Origin of the sequence: Streptomyces sp. NBC_01257 (assembly GCF_035917255.1) — a bacterium.
Classification (GTDB): Bacteria; Actinomycetota; Actinomycetes; order Streptomycetales; family Streptomycetaceae; genus Streptomyces.
In genome coordinates this window covers 5324151-5338255 of the sequence record NZ_CP108472.1, presented here as the reverse complement: position 1 = coordinate 5338255, position 14105 = coordinate 5324151, and the positions used below count along the sequence as shown (strand labels likewise).

Annotated in this window: 14 protein-coding genes; 8 read left to right on the top strand and 6 right to left on the bottom strand. The window is 73.1% G+C overall.

The window, feature by feature from the left end; genetic code table 11:
* The first annotated feature begins 95 nt into the window (after positions 1–95).
* Positions 96–269, top strand: a complete 174-nt coding sequence (locus OG408_RS23125) for a hypothetical protein (protein WP_266781467.1) — start codon at positions 96–98, stop codon at positions 267–269.
* 192 nt (positions 270–461) lie between these two features.
* On the top strand, positions 462–629 hold the full coding sequence (locus tag OG408_RS23120) for a hypothetical protein (protein ID WP_266781465.1): 168 nt from the start codon (positions 462–464) through the stop codon (positions 627–629).
* Between the two features lie 64 nt (positions 630–693).
* Here OG408_RS23120 and OG408_RS23115 read toward each other — a convergent pair whose 3' ends face one another.
* On the bottom strand, positions 694–2253 hold the full coding sequence (locus OG408_RS23115; protein ID WP_326671716.1) for a FadD3 family acyl-CoA ligase: 1560 nt from the start codon (positions 2251–2253) through the stop codon (positions 694–696).
* A gap of 116 nt (positions 2254–2369) precedes the next feature.
* On the opposite strand from OG408_RS23115, the gene OG408_RS23110 reads away from it, so the two are divergent.
* From OG408_RS23110 to OG408_RS23100, 3 genes are read left to right on the top strand one after another with little or no spacing between them, the layout of a single operon-like run.
* Positions 2370–3518 carry a lipid-transfer protein gene (locus tag OG408_RS23110; RefSeq protein ID WP_266781461.1) on the top strand — a complete coding sequence of 383 codons (1149 nt, stop codon included), beginning with the start codon at positions 2370–2372 and terminating at the stop codon, positions 3516–3518.
* Between the two features lie 13 nt (positions 3519–3531).
* Positions 3532–3972, top strand: coding sequence for a Zn-ribbon domain-containing OB-fold protein (locus OG408_RS23105; RefSeq protein ID WP_285568490.1), 441 nt, complete (start codon positions 3532–3534; stop codon positions 3970–3972).
* Positions 3973–3978: 6 nt separating this feature from the next.
* Positions 3979–4761, top strand: a complete 783-nt coding sequence (locus tag OG408_RS23100) for an enoyl-CoA hydratase/isomerase family protein (RefSeq protein WP_266781457.1) — start codon at positions 3979–3981, stop codon at positions 4759–4761.
* A gap of 24 nt (positions 4762–4785) precedes the next feature.
* On the opposite strand, the gene OG408_RS23095 is transcribed toward OG408_RS23100, so the two are convergent.
* A complete protein-coding gene (locus tag OG408_RS23095; RefSeq protein ID WP_326671712.1) occupies positions 4786–5340 on the bottom strand; it encodes a hypothetical protein in 555 nt (184 codons plus the stop codon).
* Between the two features lie 242 nt (positions 5341–5582).
* On the opposite strand from OG408_RS23095, the gene OG408_RS23090 reads away from it, so the two are divergent.
* Complete coding sequence (locus tag OG408_RS23090; RefSeq protein WP_285568494.1) at positions 5583–6272, top strand: hypothetical protein; 690 nt, start codon at positions 5583–5585, stop codon at positions 6270–6272.
* A 257-nt stretch (positions 6273–6529) separates the two neighbouring features.
* On the opposite strand, the gene OG408_RS23085 is transcribed toward OG408_RS23090, so the two are convergent.
* Entirely contained in the window at positions 6530–8917 is a 2388-nt protein-coding gene (locus OG408_RS23085; protein WP_326674585.1) for an outer membrane protein assembly factor BamB family protein, read from the bottom strand.
* Between the two features lie 178 nt (positions 8918–9095).
* Positions 9096–9896: a VOC family protein gene (locus OG408_RS23080; protein WP_326671709.1), complete on the bottom strand. Its 801-nt coding sequence runs from the start codon at positions 9894–9896 to the stop codon at positions 9096–9098.
* A 322-nt stretch (positions 9897–10218) separates the two neighbouring features.
* On the opposite strand from OG408_RS23080, the gene OG408_RS23075 reads away from it, so the two are divergent.
* Positions 10219–10866 (top strand): TetR family transcriptional regulator, encoded by a 648-nt coding sequence (locus tag OG408_RS23075; RefSeq protein WP_266781449.1) that lies wholly within the window; start codon positions 10219–10221, stop codon positions 10864–10866.
* 124 nt (positions 10867–10990) lie between these two features.
* On the opposite strand, the gene OG408_RS23070 is transcribed toward OG408_RS23075, so the two are convergent.
* Both OG408_RS23070 and OG408_RS23065 read right to left on the bottom strand, forming a co-directional pair.
* Positions 10991–11503 (bottom strand): nitroreductase family deazaflavin-dependent oxidoreductase, encoded by a 513-nt coding sequence (locus OG408_RS23070; protein WP_266781447.1) that lies wholly within the window; start codon positions 11501–11503, stop codon positions 10991–10993.
* Positions 11503–12738 carry an acyl-CoA dehydrogenase family protein gene (locus OG408_RS23065; protein ID WP_326671706.1) on the bottom strand — a complete coding sequence of 412 codons (1236 nt, stop codon included), beginning with the start codon at positions 12736–12738 and terminating at the stop codon, positions 11503–11505. Before OG408_RS23065 ends, OG408_RS23070 begins: the two co-directional genes overlap by 1 nt.
* A 165-nt stretch (positions 12739–12903) precedes the next feature.
* Here OG408_RS23065 and OG408_RS23060 point away from each other — a divergent pair, with 165 nt between their 5' ends.
* Entirely contained in the window at positions 12904–14085 is a 1182-nt protein-coding gene (locus OG408_RS23060; RefSeq protein ID WP_266781443.1) for a thiolase C-terminal domain-containing protein, read from the top strand.
* Positions 14086–14105 lie beyond the last annotated feature (20 nt).

Sequence of the window (14105 nt, the reverse complement as noted above, 5' to 3'; positions counted from 1 at the left end):
TGAACGGCCCTGGAAGGCCCGCCCGGCAGTCCACGGGGGAACAGCCGGGCGGGCCGGCCCAATCCATATGTCCACACTTTCAGGAGTTGACCTTCATGGCCGCCAACAAGGACAGCCTCAAGCCGACCGACGCGCACGCGACGGGCGAGGAGATCACCACCCTGGACGCGCACGCCACGTCCGAGCCGGCCAAGCCGACCGACGCGCACGCCACGTCCGAGCCGGCCAAGCCGACCGACGCGCACGCCACGTCCGAGCCGGCCAACTAGTCCAACCTGCACGGGGAGCGGCCGCGGCGGCGCGGAGGGGGAGCCGTCGCGGCCGCTGCGTGTCCGGGCAGGGACGGCCCACGCGATCGCGTCAGCGTGGGGGCCGCTTCCCGCCAGGGGGTACCGCCGCCGCCGGTCCCGTCGCTAGCGTCACTCCACGTCCGGAAGTTCGCTCCCATCGCAGGAGTTGAGATGACTCGCACCAAGAAGACGCTCGTCGCCGCCGCGTTCGCCGTGGCCCTCGGCATCGGCGGCGCGTGTCCCGCCCTGGCCGACGCCCACGCGAGCGGCGACACCCCGGTCACGACTCAGGATGCCGACACCGGCGTGGCCACCCCGCAGGACGCGCACGCGAGCTGAACCGGCCGGCACGGCGGAGGGGCCCGAGCCACCCCGGCCCGGGCCCCTCCGCCGTGCCGTTCCCCTACCCCCGCCCGCCCCGCAGCTCCCCCTTCACCACCTTGCCGCTCGCGTTGCGCGGGAGCTCGCTGACGAACTCCACCGCCCGGGGCACCTTGTAGTTCGCCATCTCCCGCCGCGACCAGGCGATCAGGTCGTCCGCCGTCACCGTGGCGCCCGGGCGGCGCACCGCGTACGCCTTGCCGACCTCGCCCAGGCGGGGGTCGGGGATGCCGATCACCGCGACGTCCGCCACGTCCGGGTGCAGGCCCAGGAGCTGTTCGATCTCCGCGGGGTAGGCGTTGAAGCCGCCGACGATGAACATGTCCTTGATCCGGTCCGTGATCCTCAGGTTGCCGTCCCCGTCGAGGACGCCGACGTCGCCGGTGTGCAGCCAGCCGTCCGAGGTGATCGTGGCGGCCGTCGTCTCCGGGTCCTCGAAATAGCCCCGCATCACGTTGAAGCCGCGGACCAGGATCTCGCCGGGGGTGCCGGGGGCGCCCAGGACACGGAGTTCCGTGCCGGGGATCGCGCGGCCCGACGTGGCGGCGATCACCTCCGCCGGGTCGCCCTGGCGGCACATCGTGACGATGCCGCCCGCCTCGGAGAGGCCGTAGGCGGTCAGGACGGTGGCGATGTCGAGTTCCGTGCGCAGGCGGTTCACCAGCTGGAGGGGGACGACCGCGGCGCCCGTCACCACCAGGCGCAGGGCCGAGAGGTCGTGGTTCGCGCGGGCCGGGTGGTCCAGGATGGACTGGTGGAGCGTGGGCGGGCCGGGCAGGACCGAGATGCGTTCGGCTGCGATGTTCGCGAGGACCGTGTCCACGTTGAAGACCGGCTGCGGGACCATCGTCGCCCCCCGCATCAGGCAGGCGATGATGCCCGCCTTGTAGCCGAAGGTGTGGAAGAACGGGTTCACGATCAGATAGCGGTCGCCCTCGCGCAGGCCCGCCAGCTCGCTCCAGATCGCGTAGCAGCGCAGGGTCTGCGCGTGGCTGATGACCGCGCCCTTGGGGCGGCCCGTGGTGCCCGAGGTGTAGATGATGTCGGAGGGATTCGAGGGGGCGATCGTGGCGGCCCGGGTGCGGACCTGCCCGGGGGATATCCGCTCCCCCGCCGCCAGGAAGTCCTTCCAGGTGACGTAGTCGGCGGGGGCGGAGTCGGCGAGCACCACCACCGTCTCCAGGTGCGGGAGTTCGACCTCGGACCGGCGCAGGGACGCCACGTACGACGTCCCCAGGAAGGTGCCCGTGACGAAGAGCAGTTTCGCGCGGCTCTGCTCCAGGACGTACGCCGCCTCCGTGCCCTTGAAGCGGGTGTTGAGCGGGACCAGGACCGCGCCCGCGGTCACCGCGCCCAGCGCGGAGACGATCCAGTCCAGGGTGTTCGGCGCCCAGATCCCGACCCGGTCCCCCGGCTCCACCCCCGAGGCCATGCACGCGGCAGCGGCCCGCTCCACGCGCTCGCCGAGTTCCGCGTACGTGACGCGGGTGCGGCCGTCGGCCACCGCCTCCCGGTCCCCGTACCGGCTCGCCGCCGCCCTCACCAGGCTGGGGACCGTGGACCATTCCTCGTCGCCGCGCATCTCGTGCCCTCCCGCCGTCGAACCGGAACGCCATGGCCGCCCCGTAGCTGACTATCCGTCAGATTAGCTGTAGCCTCCTCCGCTGTCAGCAGTCATGACGGCCTCGGAGGTGGCGGGTGGCGACGCTCAAGGACAAGGCGGCGATAGCCGGGATAGGGCAGACGCGTTTCGCGAAGCACCTGCCCGAGTCGGAGAAGACCCTGGCCTGCCGGGCCATCGTCGCGGCGCTCGACGACGCGGGCATCGCCGCGTCGGAGGTGGACGCGTTCTCCTCGTACACGATGGAGGAGACCGACGAGGTCGAGGTCGCCAAGGCGATCGGGGCCGGCGACGTCACCTTCTTCAGCAAGGTGGGGTACGGGGGCGGCGGTTCCTGCGCGACCCTCGCGCATCTGGCCTCCGCCGTCGCGACCGGACAGGCGAGCGTCGGTGTCGCCTGGCGCTCACGGAAACGGGGCTCGGGCCCGCGGCCCTGGAAGAACACCGCGGTGCAGCTGCCCACCCCCGCGCAGTGGACCCGCCCGTACGGGCTGCTGCGGCCCGCCGACGAGATCGGCATGCTCGCCCGGCGGTACATGCACGAGTACGGCGCGACCCGCGACCACCTCTTCAACGTCGCGCTCGCCTGCCGCAACCGCGCCAACCAGAACCCGGACGCGGTGATGTACGAGCGCCCGCTGACCCGCGACATGTATATGACCTCGCGCTGGATCAGCGACCCGCTCTGCCTCTTCGACAACTGCCTGGAGACGGACGGGGCGCTGGCCTGCGTCATCGTCTCCGCCGAACGCGCCCGCGACTGCCGGCAGAAGCCCGTCTACCTGCACTCCGTCGCCCAGGGACTGCCCGCCCAGCACCACGGGATGGTCAACTACTGGAACGACGACCCGCTCACCGGCCCGGCCTGGGCCGCGGCCCGACAGCTGTGGAAGCAGGCCGACTTCGGGCCCGAGGACGTCGATGTGGCGCAGATCTACGACGCGTTCACCCCGCTCATCCCGCTCTCCCTGGAGGGCTACGGGTTCTGCGGGCGCGGCGAGGGCGCAGCGTTCACCGAGGGCGGGGCGCTGGAGAGCGGTGGCCGGCTGCCGGTCAACACCGGCGGGGGCGGGCTCAGCGAGGGGTACGTACACGGCTTCAACCTCATCAACGAGGGCGTGAAGCAGCTGCGCGGCATCTCCACCGCCCAGGTCCCGGACGCCTCGACCTGCCTGGTCACCGCCGGGGAGGGCGTCCCCACGTCCGCCGTACTGCTGAGGAACTGAGGAGCTGACCGAGATGGATGGACTGCTGCTGCCCGTCGTGGACGAGGACGGGGCACCCTTCTGGGAGTACACGGCCCGCGGTGAACTGCGCGTCCAGGCGTGCGCCGCCCCGGACTGCGGAAGGCTCCGCTTCCCGCCCCGGCCGTGCTGCCCGCACTGCCAGTCGTTCGAGAGCGAGTGGCGCGAGATGAGCGGACGCGGCCGCATCTGGTCGTACGTGCTGCCGCATCCGCCGCTGCTCCCCGCGTACGCCGACCAGGCCCCGTACAACGCCGTCGTCGTCGAACTGGCCGACGCCCCGGAGATCCGGCTGGTCGGGAACGTGGTCAGCGGGCCCGACGCGCCCCTGAACTCCGTCGATCCGGCGCGGCTGCGGATCGGGGCGGCGGTGAAGGCGGTCTTCTGCCCCGTCTCCCCCGACGCGACCCTGGTCCGCTGGCTGCTGGAGCGGTGACGGGTCATGGCGCTGCGCACGGAGACGGACAAGGGGACCGGGGTGGCGCTGGTCACCCTGGACCGGCCCGAGAAGCACAACGCGATCGATCTCGCGACCGCCGCCGAACTCACCGCCGCCTGGCGGGCGTTCCGGTACGACGACGAGGTGCGGGCCGTCGTCCTCACCGGGGCCGGCGGGCGGGCGTTCTGCACCGGGATCGACCGGGGCGTGGACGTGCCGCAGCCCTCGTCCCCGTACACGATCGACGATCCGCTGATCGCGATCGGGCCGAAGGCCAACGACCTGTGGAAGCCGGTGATCGCGGCCGTGGAGGGGATGGCCTGCGGCGGGGCGTTCTATCTGCTGGGCGAGTCGGAGTTCGTCATCGCGTCCGACGAGGCGACGTTCTTCGACCCGCACACCTCGTACGGCATGGTCAGCGCGTACGAGGCGATCTCGATGGCGCAGCGGATGCCGTTCGGTGAGGTCGCCCGGATGTCCCTGATGGGGACGGCGGAACGGGTCACGGCCCGGCGTGCGTACGAGACCGGGCTGGTCAGCGAGGTGACCCCGCCCGGTGAGGCGGTGGCGGCGGCGCTGCGGGCGGCGGCCGTCGTCGCCTCGTATCCGACCGGGGCGGTGCAGGGCACGGTGCGGGCCGTCTGGTCCGCCAGGGAGGCGGCCCGGGCGCAGGCGCTCGCCCATGCCCCGCACCTGATCGCGCTCGGGAACCTGACGCCGGAGCGGCAGGCGGAGCTGTTCAGGGGGCGGGGCGGGGGCGGCGGCGGAACGTTCCGGCTGCGGTGAGGGCGGTGTGTCCGGCCCGGACCTTCAGTAGCTGAGCTCGGCGGTGACCGCGCACTTCTTCACGCGGGAGACCTTGCCCGGGCTGGCCATCCGGACGGAGACCGTCTTCGTGTCGCCGCCGTCCGCCTGCACGGTGGCCTCACCGGTGTCGACGGTGTTGCCGACCGCGTCGAGGAACTTCACGTCGACCTCGTACGTGTGGCTGCCGACGGCGTTCGCGGTGAGCCGGACGGTGGAGGTGGTGACGGCCTTGCGCTTGCCCTTGCGGGGTGCCGCGCAGCGGAAGACGTACGCCTGCGGGGCGTCCGTCGCGGTGGCGGTGGGGGTCGGGGTGCCGTAGGTGGAGCCGGACGAGCTGCTCGACGAGCTGTAGTCGTCATCGTCGTCGTAGTCGGTGTCGTGGTAGGTGCCGTTGCTCTTCTTGGAGTTGGAGCACCCGCCGCCGCTGCTGCTGCTCGACTTGCTCTTCCCGCTCCGGCTCTTGCCGCCCTTGCCGCCGTGGCTGGAGCTGGAGAAGCCGGTGAGCGCGAGCACCACCGCCACCAGGACCACGGTCAGTTTCACGTGTTGCCGCACCATCGGTACGTCCCCCTTGTGTTGTCCTTCGTCTGTGCCGCGGCCGGCCCGGCAGGCGGGCGGCCGCGCGACACCGTAACGCACAGCATGGCGGGCCCCGTCCGGCGGCCCGGTCATGGCCCTGTCACAGTCTCGTCATCGTCCGTCTGGTGGCGAGGGGCATACCCCGGGCGTAGCGTCGAGTCGAGAGCGGTGGTGATCCGCGTCGCCGGCCGGCGGCGCTCACGCCCGCGGGAGGTCCGGAGATGATCCGTAACGTCCTCGGTTCGATCGTCGCTCTCCTTGGAGCGGCGGCCGCCGTGCTGAGCCCCTTCCGTGACTGGTACGACGGCCGCCTCGGGCGGTACTACGGGGTCGACGACCTCTTCACCGGTGTCACCGGGGCGCACCCGGCCGTGCTCGGTTCGATCCTGCTGCCCTTCCTCTTCGCCGCGGTGCTGGCGGTCGTGGGCGTCGTCCTCCGCTTCCGGCCGATGGTCGCGCTCGCGGGCGTGCTGGTGCTCGGGTTCACGGTGCTGTGGATGGTGCGCCAGGGGCAGGCGGCCGGCAGCCTGACGATCGCGGGCGACGGCTCCGGGCTCCAGCAGGGGGTCGCGGGCGCGGCGGGCGGCGGGGTGCTGCTGCTGCTGGGGGCGGCGCTGATGTCGGGGCGGCGCGGGAGGCCGCGGCGCGAGCGGGTCGACCGGCCGTACGAGGCGCCGGGGTCGGCGGATCCCGATACGTGGCCGCCGACGCGGGAGCCGGGGCCGTCGGTGCAGACGAGCCCGTGGCCGGAGCCGGAACCCGACCCGTACGTGGGCCCGCCGGGGCCGCCGTCGGGGCCGCGTGATCCGGCTTCGGGGCCGCCGCGTGATCCCGACTCGGAGCCGACCGCGACGTACCCGGTCCAGGACCCGCCGGACCGCCCGGGTCCCCCGGGCTACCCGCGGGGGTAGCCGTCACCGGCGCGCCCGGCGCCCGACCATGCCGGTCCGGCGCATGACGACGATTCGGCCACCAGGTCCAGCCCGTCCGGCGCTTGAGGACGAAGCGGCCGCCGGGCGCCCCCGGACCCTCTCGCGACGCCCGCCCGCTCACCGGTTCCGTCCTCAAACGCCGGACGGGCTGGAGGTGGACGTTTTCCGTCCGGGCGGCGGCCACCACAGCCACGGTTCCGTCCTCAAACGCCGGACGGGCTGGGGTGGGCGCCCCGCTACGCCCGCGCCCGGTTGCCCGTGCCCGTGCCCTTCAGCGCGTCCAGCGCGTACACGCAGCGGTCCTTGCTGCACGCATAGACCACCCCGCCCTGCGCCACCGGCGAACCCGTGATCTCGCCGCCCGTGGCCAGCTTCCAGCGGAGCTGGCCGCCCGCCGCGTCCAGGGTGTACAGGACGTGGTCCGCCGAGCCGAAGTGGACGCGGCCGTCGGCGACGACCGGCGCGCCCACCACCTCGCCACCCGCGGCGAACCGCCACTTCGGGGTGCCCGTGACCGCGTCCAGCGTGTACAGCGCGCTGCCGCTGCCGACGTGCACGTTGCCCGCCACCACCAGCACCGGTTCGATCGACTGCCGGGACTCCGTGGCGATGCGCCAGCGGTCCTTGCCGGTCGAGGCGTCCAGCGCGTACACCGTGCCGAGGTAGTCCGCGAGGTACACGCCACCGCCGGTGACCGCGGGGCCGGGGGCGAACGCGGGCGGGGAGAGGAAGACCGCCGGGGACTCGAAGTGCCAGCGCACATGGCCGGAGGCGATGTCCACGGCCAGGACCCGGGTGCCGGCGGAGACGTACACGTAGCCGTCCGCCGCCGGGGTCACCCGGACCGGAACCCCGCCGCAGGACGCCGCGTCGCCGACCGGGTAGGACCAGCGCTCGGAACCGGTGCGGGCGTCGAGGGCCCGCAGCCGGGCGTCCTGCCAGACGTAGACCGTGCCGTCGTGGAGCGCCGGTCCGGCCTCCGCCGTCTCGAAGTCCGTCTGCGCCCCGTTGATCTCCCAGAGCTTCTCGCCGGTGGACGCCTCCCGCGCCTGGACGCCGCCGCCCCGGGTGCCGGTGAGGACCGTTCCGCGCTCGGCCTTGAGGGAGTACACCCACGCGTCGGACTGCAGCCGCCACCGCTCGGTGCCGGTGGTCGCGTCCAGGGCGTAGAGCGACGGGCCGTCGGAGGCGTGGATGCTGCCGCCGTCCACGGCCATCGCCCAGGCCACGTCCCGGGTCTTGAACTGGCGCCGCCCGTTGCCGGTGTCCAGCGCGTGCACCTCGAAGGAGGTGACGTACAGCAGGTCACCGACGACGACCGGGGTCCCCCACACGTCGTTCGACATCCGGAACCGCCAGGGCCGCCAGCGCTCGGGGGCGGCGGGTGCGCTGTCGGGCGCGTGCGCCGGAGCGGGTACGGGGGCGGTCGGGGCGGTCGCCGCCACGCCGTTCACCCCGGCGGGAGGGCGCACCCACCCGGTCGCCGGACCGGCCTCGGCGGCGCCCGCCGAGGCGCGCACGTCCTGGGCGCGCGGGCCGGGACCGATCGGCACATGCGCGCCGGACAGCCTCACCGGACCGCCCGCGTCGGGTGCCTGCGCGGAGGCGGCGGGCGGCTGCCCCTCGGCTCCGCTGCGCCAGGCGTTGTCCCAGTCGGCACCGGGCGACTGCTGCGGCGGCGGCGGCGCCACGGGCGCGGGCGGGACGGGCGGCGCGGCGGCGATCGCGCGGCCGCCGCCGCGGCGCTGCTCGATCATCGCGGTGGCGTCGGCCGGCAGCCAGGCCGAGGCCGTGCCGCTGTCGTCGTCGCCGGAGGCGAACAGGTGCGGGGAGAGCTGGGCCTGCAGTTCGGCGGGGCTGGGCCGCAGCGAGGCGTCCATCTGCATGCAGGACTCGATGAGGGGCCGCAGGTCGTCGGGCAGACCGCTGACGTCGGGGCCCTCGCGCAGCAGCATGAAGACCGTCTCGACGGGGTTGGCCCCGTGGAACGGCGCATGGCCGGTCGCGGCGAAGACGAGCGTCGAGCCGAGCGAGAAGATGTCGCTGGCGCCGGTGACGCTGCGCGAGTCGCGCGCCTGCTCCGGCGACATGTAGGCGGGCGTGCCCACGGCGACGTTCGTCATCGTGAGCCGGGTGTTGGAGACACCGGAGGCGATCCCGAAGTCGATCACGCGCGGGCCGTCCTCGACGACGAGCACGTTCGACGGCTTCATGTCGCGGTGGACCAGCTTCGCGCCGTGAATGGACTGCAGGGCCTCCGCGATGCCCGCCGCCAGCCAGCGCACGGCCTGCGTCGGCATCGGCCCGCACTCATTCACTATCTCTTCCAGGGAGGGCGCGGGCACGTAGGCGGTGGCGAGCCAGGGCACGGCCGCGCGCGGGTCGGCGTCGACCACGGCGGCCGTGTAGAACCCGCTGACCGCGCGGGCGGCCTCCACCTCGCGCGTGAAGCGGACCCGGAACAGCTGGTCCTCGGCCAGTTCCGTACGGACCGTCTTGATCGCCACCCGCCGGCCCGACGCCGAACGGGCGAGATAGACCAGCCCCATGCCGCCGGCCCCGAGCCGTCCCAGCACCTCGAACGGGCCGATCCGCCTAGGGTCGTGCTGCGTCAGCTGCTCCACCACTTGCCTGCCACCTCCCCGTACGGACCTCCGTGAGGAGAGGTCCGCGAAAAACCCGCCGTGTGCAGCGTCTCATCAGTGGGCACCACCCGGCGGTGCGCACCCCGATTGTTCCTGGCCGAGGCGCCGGTTGCGAACCCGGGGGCGGATCGGGGTGTCCCGTACCGTTCCGCCTGTTTCAGGACACAGGTTCCTGAAGTACGGCGAAGACGGCGCCCTGGTTGTCCTGGAGGACCGCCATCCGCCCGTACGGGATGTCGAAGGGAGGTTCGGAGACCCGGCCGCCCAGCCGGACGGCGGTCTCGGCCGCCGCGTCGCAGTCGGCCACGGTGAAGTAGCTGAGGAAGTGGCTGGGCATCTCGGCGGGGAGCCCGTCCGTGATGACGCTGCGCCCGCCGACCGCGGTGTCGGGCCCCGGATCGGTGCCGGGCGGGGACCACATGCGGTAGTCCACGCCGGACTCCGCGGTGCCCGGGTCACCGGCGCCCGGCTCGTCGATGTCCATGGAGCGGAAGCCGAAGACCTGCTCGTAGAAGGCGTCGACCCGGTCCTTCTGCCGGGTGTAGACCTCGGTCCAGCAGAAGGAGCCCGGCTCGTTCTGCTTCTGGAACCCCTGGCGCTCACCGGCCTGCCAGAGGCCGAACACGGCACCGCCGGGGTCGGCGGCCTGCGCCAGCACCCCGGAGCGGCCGGCCCGGACGGGGTCGGTGATCACCTGGCCGCCGTGCTCGCGGACCCGGGCGACGGACGCGGCGATGTCGTCGGTGGCGAAGTAGATGCCCCAGGCGGTCGGCATGCGGCCGTCCTGCTTGGCGGCGAGCGCGGCGACGAGGGCACCGTCGCTGAGCGCGTCGGCGTACGGCCCGTCGCCCGCCCGGAAGGTCCAGCCGAAGAACTCCCCGTAGAAGCGCTTGCCCGCTTCGAGGTCGGGGAGCTGCACATCCACCCAGCACGGCGCGGACTGCGCGAATGCGGCCATGGGCCCGGATCCTTCCGTCGTGGTGACGCTCGTCACACCCAAAGTAGCCGCGCTCCGGGGCGCCCGCGCACCGGCACCTCCGATGCGAACATATTTTCGATGCACGAAGCGCCCTCATGGACGTCACGGAAAGTTATCCACGGAAGTTATCCACAGGCTGTTGATAACACTAATCAAGCTGTGGGGAACCCGGCCGGGCCTCGGCGGGACGCATCGCCCGATATCACCCCACTCCCGCCTCACTCCCCCCACCACGCCTGCCGCGCTCCCCATTTGCAGTCGGCCGAATCGCGCTCCGATCACCCGTCGGTAAGCTGACGGCATGACAGGACAAGTACGCACCGTCGACGGCCGCGTGGCCGGTCGACGCGGACAGGCGACGCGGCAGAAGCTGCTCGACTGCCTCAGCGAGATGCTCAGCTCCTCGCCGTACCGGGACGTCAAAGTCATCGACGTCGCCCGGAAGGCGGGGACTTCACCCGCGACCTTCTACCAGTACTTCCCCGACGTCGAGGGCGCCGTCCTCGAAATCGCCGAAGAAATGGCCAAGGAGGGTGCCGGACTGACCGAACTGGTCGCCGGGCGCTCCTGGGTCGGCAAGTCGGGATGGCAGACCGCCGAAGAACTCGTCGAGGGATTCCTCGACTTCTGGCGGCGCAACGACGCGATCCTGCGCGTGGTCGACCTCGGCGCGGCCGAGGGCGACAAGCGGTTCTACAAGATCCGCATGAAGATCCTGAACTCCGTCACCAACTCCCTTACGGATTCGGTGAAGGAGCTCCAGTCCAAGGGCAAGGTCGACAAGGACGTCAGCCCCGCGGCGATGGCGGGATCCCTGGTGGCGATGCTGGCCGCCGTCGCCTCGCACCAGAAGGGCTTCACCACCTGGGGCGTGAAGCAGTCGGAACTCCGGCCGAACCTGGCGCTGTTGGTGCATCTGGGCATCACCGGCAAGAAGCCGACGAAGTAGCGCCCGCGCCGGATTTCCCTCGTACTGGGTGACGCGCGGTGATCCCGGGCACCCCAGGTCCTGTCTCACCGACGGCGGACCACGCAGGTGGTCCGCCGTCGGTGTATCCGGACGCCCGCCCACCTCACTCGTGACCGCCGCGTCCCTCCAAAGGATCCAACCGGAACAACCGGATCTCCCGTTCGATCCGGGACTGGTACGCGGCATAGGGCGGCCAGAACTTCAGCGCGGCCTGCCACACCCGGGCCCGCTCCTCCCCCGCCAGCAGCCTCGCGCGTACGGGAATGTCGCGGCCCTTCCAGTTGATGACGGCCGCTTCCGGATGCGCCAGCAGGTTCGCCGTCCAGGCCGGATGCCCCGGACGGCCGAAGTTGCTGCCGATCAGGACCCAGCTGTCCCCGCCCCCCTCGCCGTCACCCGGCTGCGGCATGCACGCCAGCGGGGTGGTCCGGGGCTGCCCGCTGCGCGCTCCCGGGACCGTCATCACGACGCCCGGCAGCATCTGCGCGCTGAGCAGCACCCGGCCGCGGGTGAGCCGGTGGACCGTGCGGTCCATGGCGGGTACGACGTGCGGGGCGATCCGGGCGAAGACCCGGGTCGCGGACACCTTCTGGACGAGCCGGACGCCGGGCGCCATCAGACCGCCACCTGCCCGGCCGCCGGTCCGGGCCCGGCCGCGCGCCCGCCGAGCCGCTCCCGGCCGAACAGCCCGGCCCGCTGCGCCGCGTGGTCGCGGAGCCGGTGGACGGGGCCGAGGAGCAGTTCGTCGGCGGCGGCCCGCTTGAAGTAGAGCTGCGCCTCCTGCTCCCCGGCGAAGCCGCCGCCGTGCGGCTGTACGGCCTCGGCGGTGGTGATCCGCAGCGCCTCCAGCGCCTGGGCGAGCGCGAGCCCGCCGGATTCGGGGTCGAGGACCGCGTAGTGGGCGGCGGACCTGGCCGACTGGACCCGTACGTACAGGTCCGCCAGCCGTAGCTTCACGGCTTCGGCGGCGCCGGTCACCCGGCCGGAGGCCTCGCGCGCCTCCAGCCGGCCGGCCGCCCGTTCCAGCACGCTCGCCGCCGCTCCGGCCGCCTCCGCGGCGAGGGCGACGGCGGCCGTGCGCCCGGCGGCGGCCAGGGCCGCCGTCGCGTCCACGGCGTCGTCGGCGCCCAGGAGCGCCGCCTCGGTGTCGCGCAGCTGGACGCGGGCGAGCGGCCGGGTCTCGTCCAGCGAGTCCTGACGGGTGCGGACGAGCCCGGCGGGCGCCTCCGGTCCGTCGGTCCTGACCAGGAACAACAGGGTGCGGCTGCGCGGGAAGCCGCCGGTGTGGGCGGCGACCAGGAGCAGTCCTGCGCTGTGCCCGTCCAGCACCTGGGATGCCTCCCCGTACAGCCGCCAGCCGCCGTCGCCGCCGGCCGGCCGGGCCTGGACACCGCCCGCCCGGCCACCGCCGGCCCAGGCGCCTCCGGTGGGGTCGCCGGTGAGACCGAGGGCGGTGGAGAGCGAGCCGCCGGGCACGGCCAGGGCCGCGGTGAGCTCGCCGGCCGCGATGGACGGCAGCAGGGCGGCGCGCTGTTCCGCGGTGCCGAGGGCGAGGATCAGGGGTGCGGCGAGCACGGTGGTGGCGAGCAGCGGGGACGGCAGCAGGGCCCGGCCGGCCTCCTCCAGGACGACGGCGAGCTCGGCCGGGCCGCGGCCCCCGCCCCCGTACTCCTTCGGGAGGGCGAGTCCGGGCAGCCCGAACTCCCGGGCGGACCGTCGCCACAGTGCGGTGTCGTATCCGTCCGGTGTCGCCGCGGCGTCCACGGCCCCGCCGGGTCCGCCACGTCTGGCCAGCAGGTCGCGCAGGGTGCGGCGGATCTCGTCCTGTTCCGCGGTGAAGGCGGCATCCATCGTCGGGCTCCTTCCCCTCAGAGGCCGACGGCCTCTGATCTGACGGGCCGTCATGCTAGGGGTGAAGCGGTGAGATTCCCAGAGTCGCGCAGAGCGACACGGACCACAAGATCCCCTCCCTTCACCGATGTTCACCCTCCCCGCATCTGATGTACCGTCAGATTCATGCTGCCTGCCACGTCCTCTCCCCGCCGCAAGGTCGCTGTCGTCGGCATATCCCTCGCCGACTGCGGACGCGTCGACACGGCCACCCCCTACGCCCTGCACGCCCAGGCGGCGCGCCGGGCGCTCGCCGACTCGGGCCTGGACCGGTCCGTCGTCGACGGCTTCGCCTCCGCGGGCCTCGGCACGCTCGCCCCGGTCGAGGTCGCCGAGTACCTGGGCCTGAGACCCACCTGGGTGGACTCCACCTCGGTGGGCGGATCGACCTGGGAGGTGATGGCGGCCCACGCGGCGGACGCCATCGCGGCGGGGCGGGCCAACGCCGTCCTGCTGGTGTACGGGTCGACGGCCCGGGCGGACATCAAGGCGGGCCGCCGCACGTCGAACCTCTCCTTCGGTGCCCGCGGCCCGCTCCAGTTCGAGGTGCCGTACGGGCACTCGCTGATCGCCAAGTACGCGATGGCCGCCCGCCGCCACATGCACGAGTACGGCACCACCCTGGAGCAGCTCGCCGAGGTGGCGGTGCAGGCCAGGGCGAACGCGGCGGCCAACCCGGACGCGATGTTCCGCACCCCGGTCACGGTCGACGAGGTCCTGTCGGGCCCGATGATCGCGGACCCGTTCACCAAGCTGCACTGCTGCATCCGCAGCGACGGCGGCTGTGCGGTGCTGCTGGCGGCCGAGGAGTACGTGCCCGACACGGCGAAGGCCCCGGTCTGGATCCTGGGCACCGGCGAACACGTCTCGCACTCCACGATGTCGGAGTGGGAGGACTTCACCGTCTCCCCCGCCGCCGTCTCGGGCCGCCTGGCCTTCGAGCGGGCGGGGGTGCGGCCCGCGGACATCGATCTGGCCGAGATCTACGACGCGTTCACCTATATGACGCTGGTGACGCTGGAGGACCTGGGTTTCTGCGCGAAGGGCGAGGGCGGCGCGTTCGTCGAGAAGGGCCGCACGGGCCTCACCGGCGAACTCCCGGTCAACACGGACGGCGGCGGCCTGTCCGCCTGCCACCCGGGGATGCGCGGACTGTTCCTGCTGGTGGAGGCGGTCCGCCAGCTGCGCGGCGAGGCCGGGGACCGCCAGGTCGTCAAGGCCGGGGGCCGGCTGCCGGAACTGGCGGTGGCCTCGGGCACGGGCGGCTGGTTCTGCTCGTCGGGGACGGTGGTGCTGGGGCGGGGGTGAGGGGGCGGGGCGCCACGGGC

What these genes read in the sequence shown, in the direction of transcription:
- OG408_RS23070 (WP_266781447.1), bottom strand. Translation starts at nt 11,503, where the DNA reads ATGGCGCCCGGCGTCCGGCTCGTCCAGAAGGTGTCCGCGACCCGGGTC.
- OG408_RS23115 (WP_326671716.1), bottom strand. Translation starts at nt 2,253, where the DNA reads ATGCGCGGCGACGAGGAATGGTCCACGGTCCCCAGCCTGGTGAGGGCG.
- OG408_RS23105 (WP_285568490.1), top strand. Translation starts at nt 3,532, where the DNA reads ATGGATGGACTGCTGCTGCCCGTCGTGGACGAGGACGGGGCACCCTTC.
- OG408_RS23065 (WP_326671706.1), bottom strand. Translation starts at nt 12,738, where the DNA reads ATGGATGCCGCCTTCACCGCGGAACAGGACGAGATCCGCCGCACCCTG.
- OG408_RS23060 (WP_266781443.1), top strand. Translation starts at nt 12,904, where the DNA reads ATGCTGCCTGCCACGTCCTCTCCCCGCCGCAAGGTCGCTGTCGTCGGC.
- OG408_RS23075 (WP_266781449.1), top strand. Translation starts at nt 10,219, where the DNA reads ATGACAGGACAAGTACGCACCGTCGACGGCCGCGTGGCCGGTCGACGC.
- OG408_RS23090 (WP_285568494.1), top strand. Translation starts at nt 5,583, where the DNA reads ATGATCCGTAACGTCCTCGGTTCGATCGTCGCTCTCCTTGGAGCGGCG.
- OG408_RS23125 (WP_266781467.1), top strand. Translation starts at nt 96, where the DNA reads ATGGCCGCCAACAAGGACAGCCTCAAGCCGACCGACGCGCACGCGACG.
- OG408_RS23100 (WP_266781457.1), top strand. Translation starts at nt 3,979, where the DNA reads ATGGCGCTGCGCACGGAGACGGACAAGGGGACCGGGGTGGCGCTGGTC.
- OG408_RS23095 (WP_326671712.1), bottom strand. Translation starts at nt 5,340, where the DNA reads ATGGTGCGGCAACACGTGAAACTGACCGTGGTCCTGGTGGCGGTGGTG.
- OG408_RS23080 (WP_326671709.1), bottom strand. Translation starts at nt 9,896, where the DNA reads ATGGCCGCATTCGCGCAGTCCGCGCCGTGCTGGGTGGATGTGCAGCTC.
- OG408_RS23120 (WP_266781465.1), top strand. Translation starts at nt 462, where the DNA reads ATGACTCGCACCAAGAAGACGCTCGTCGCCGCCGCGTTCGCCGTGGCC.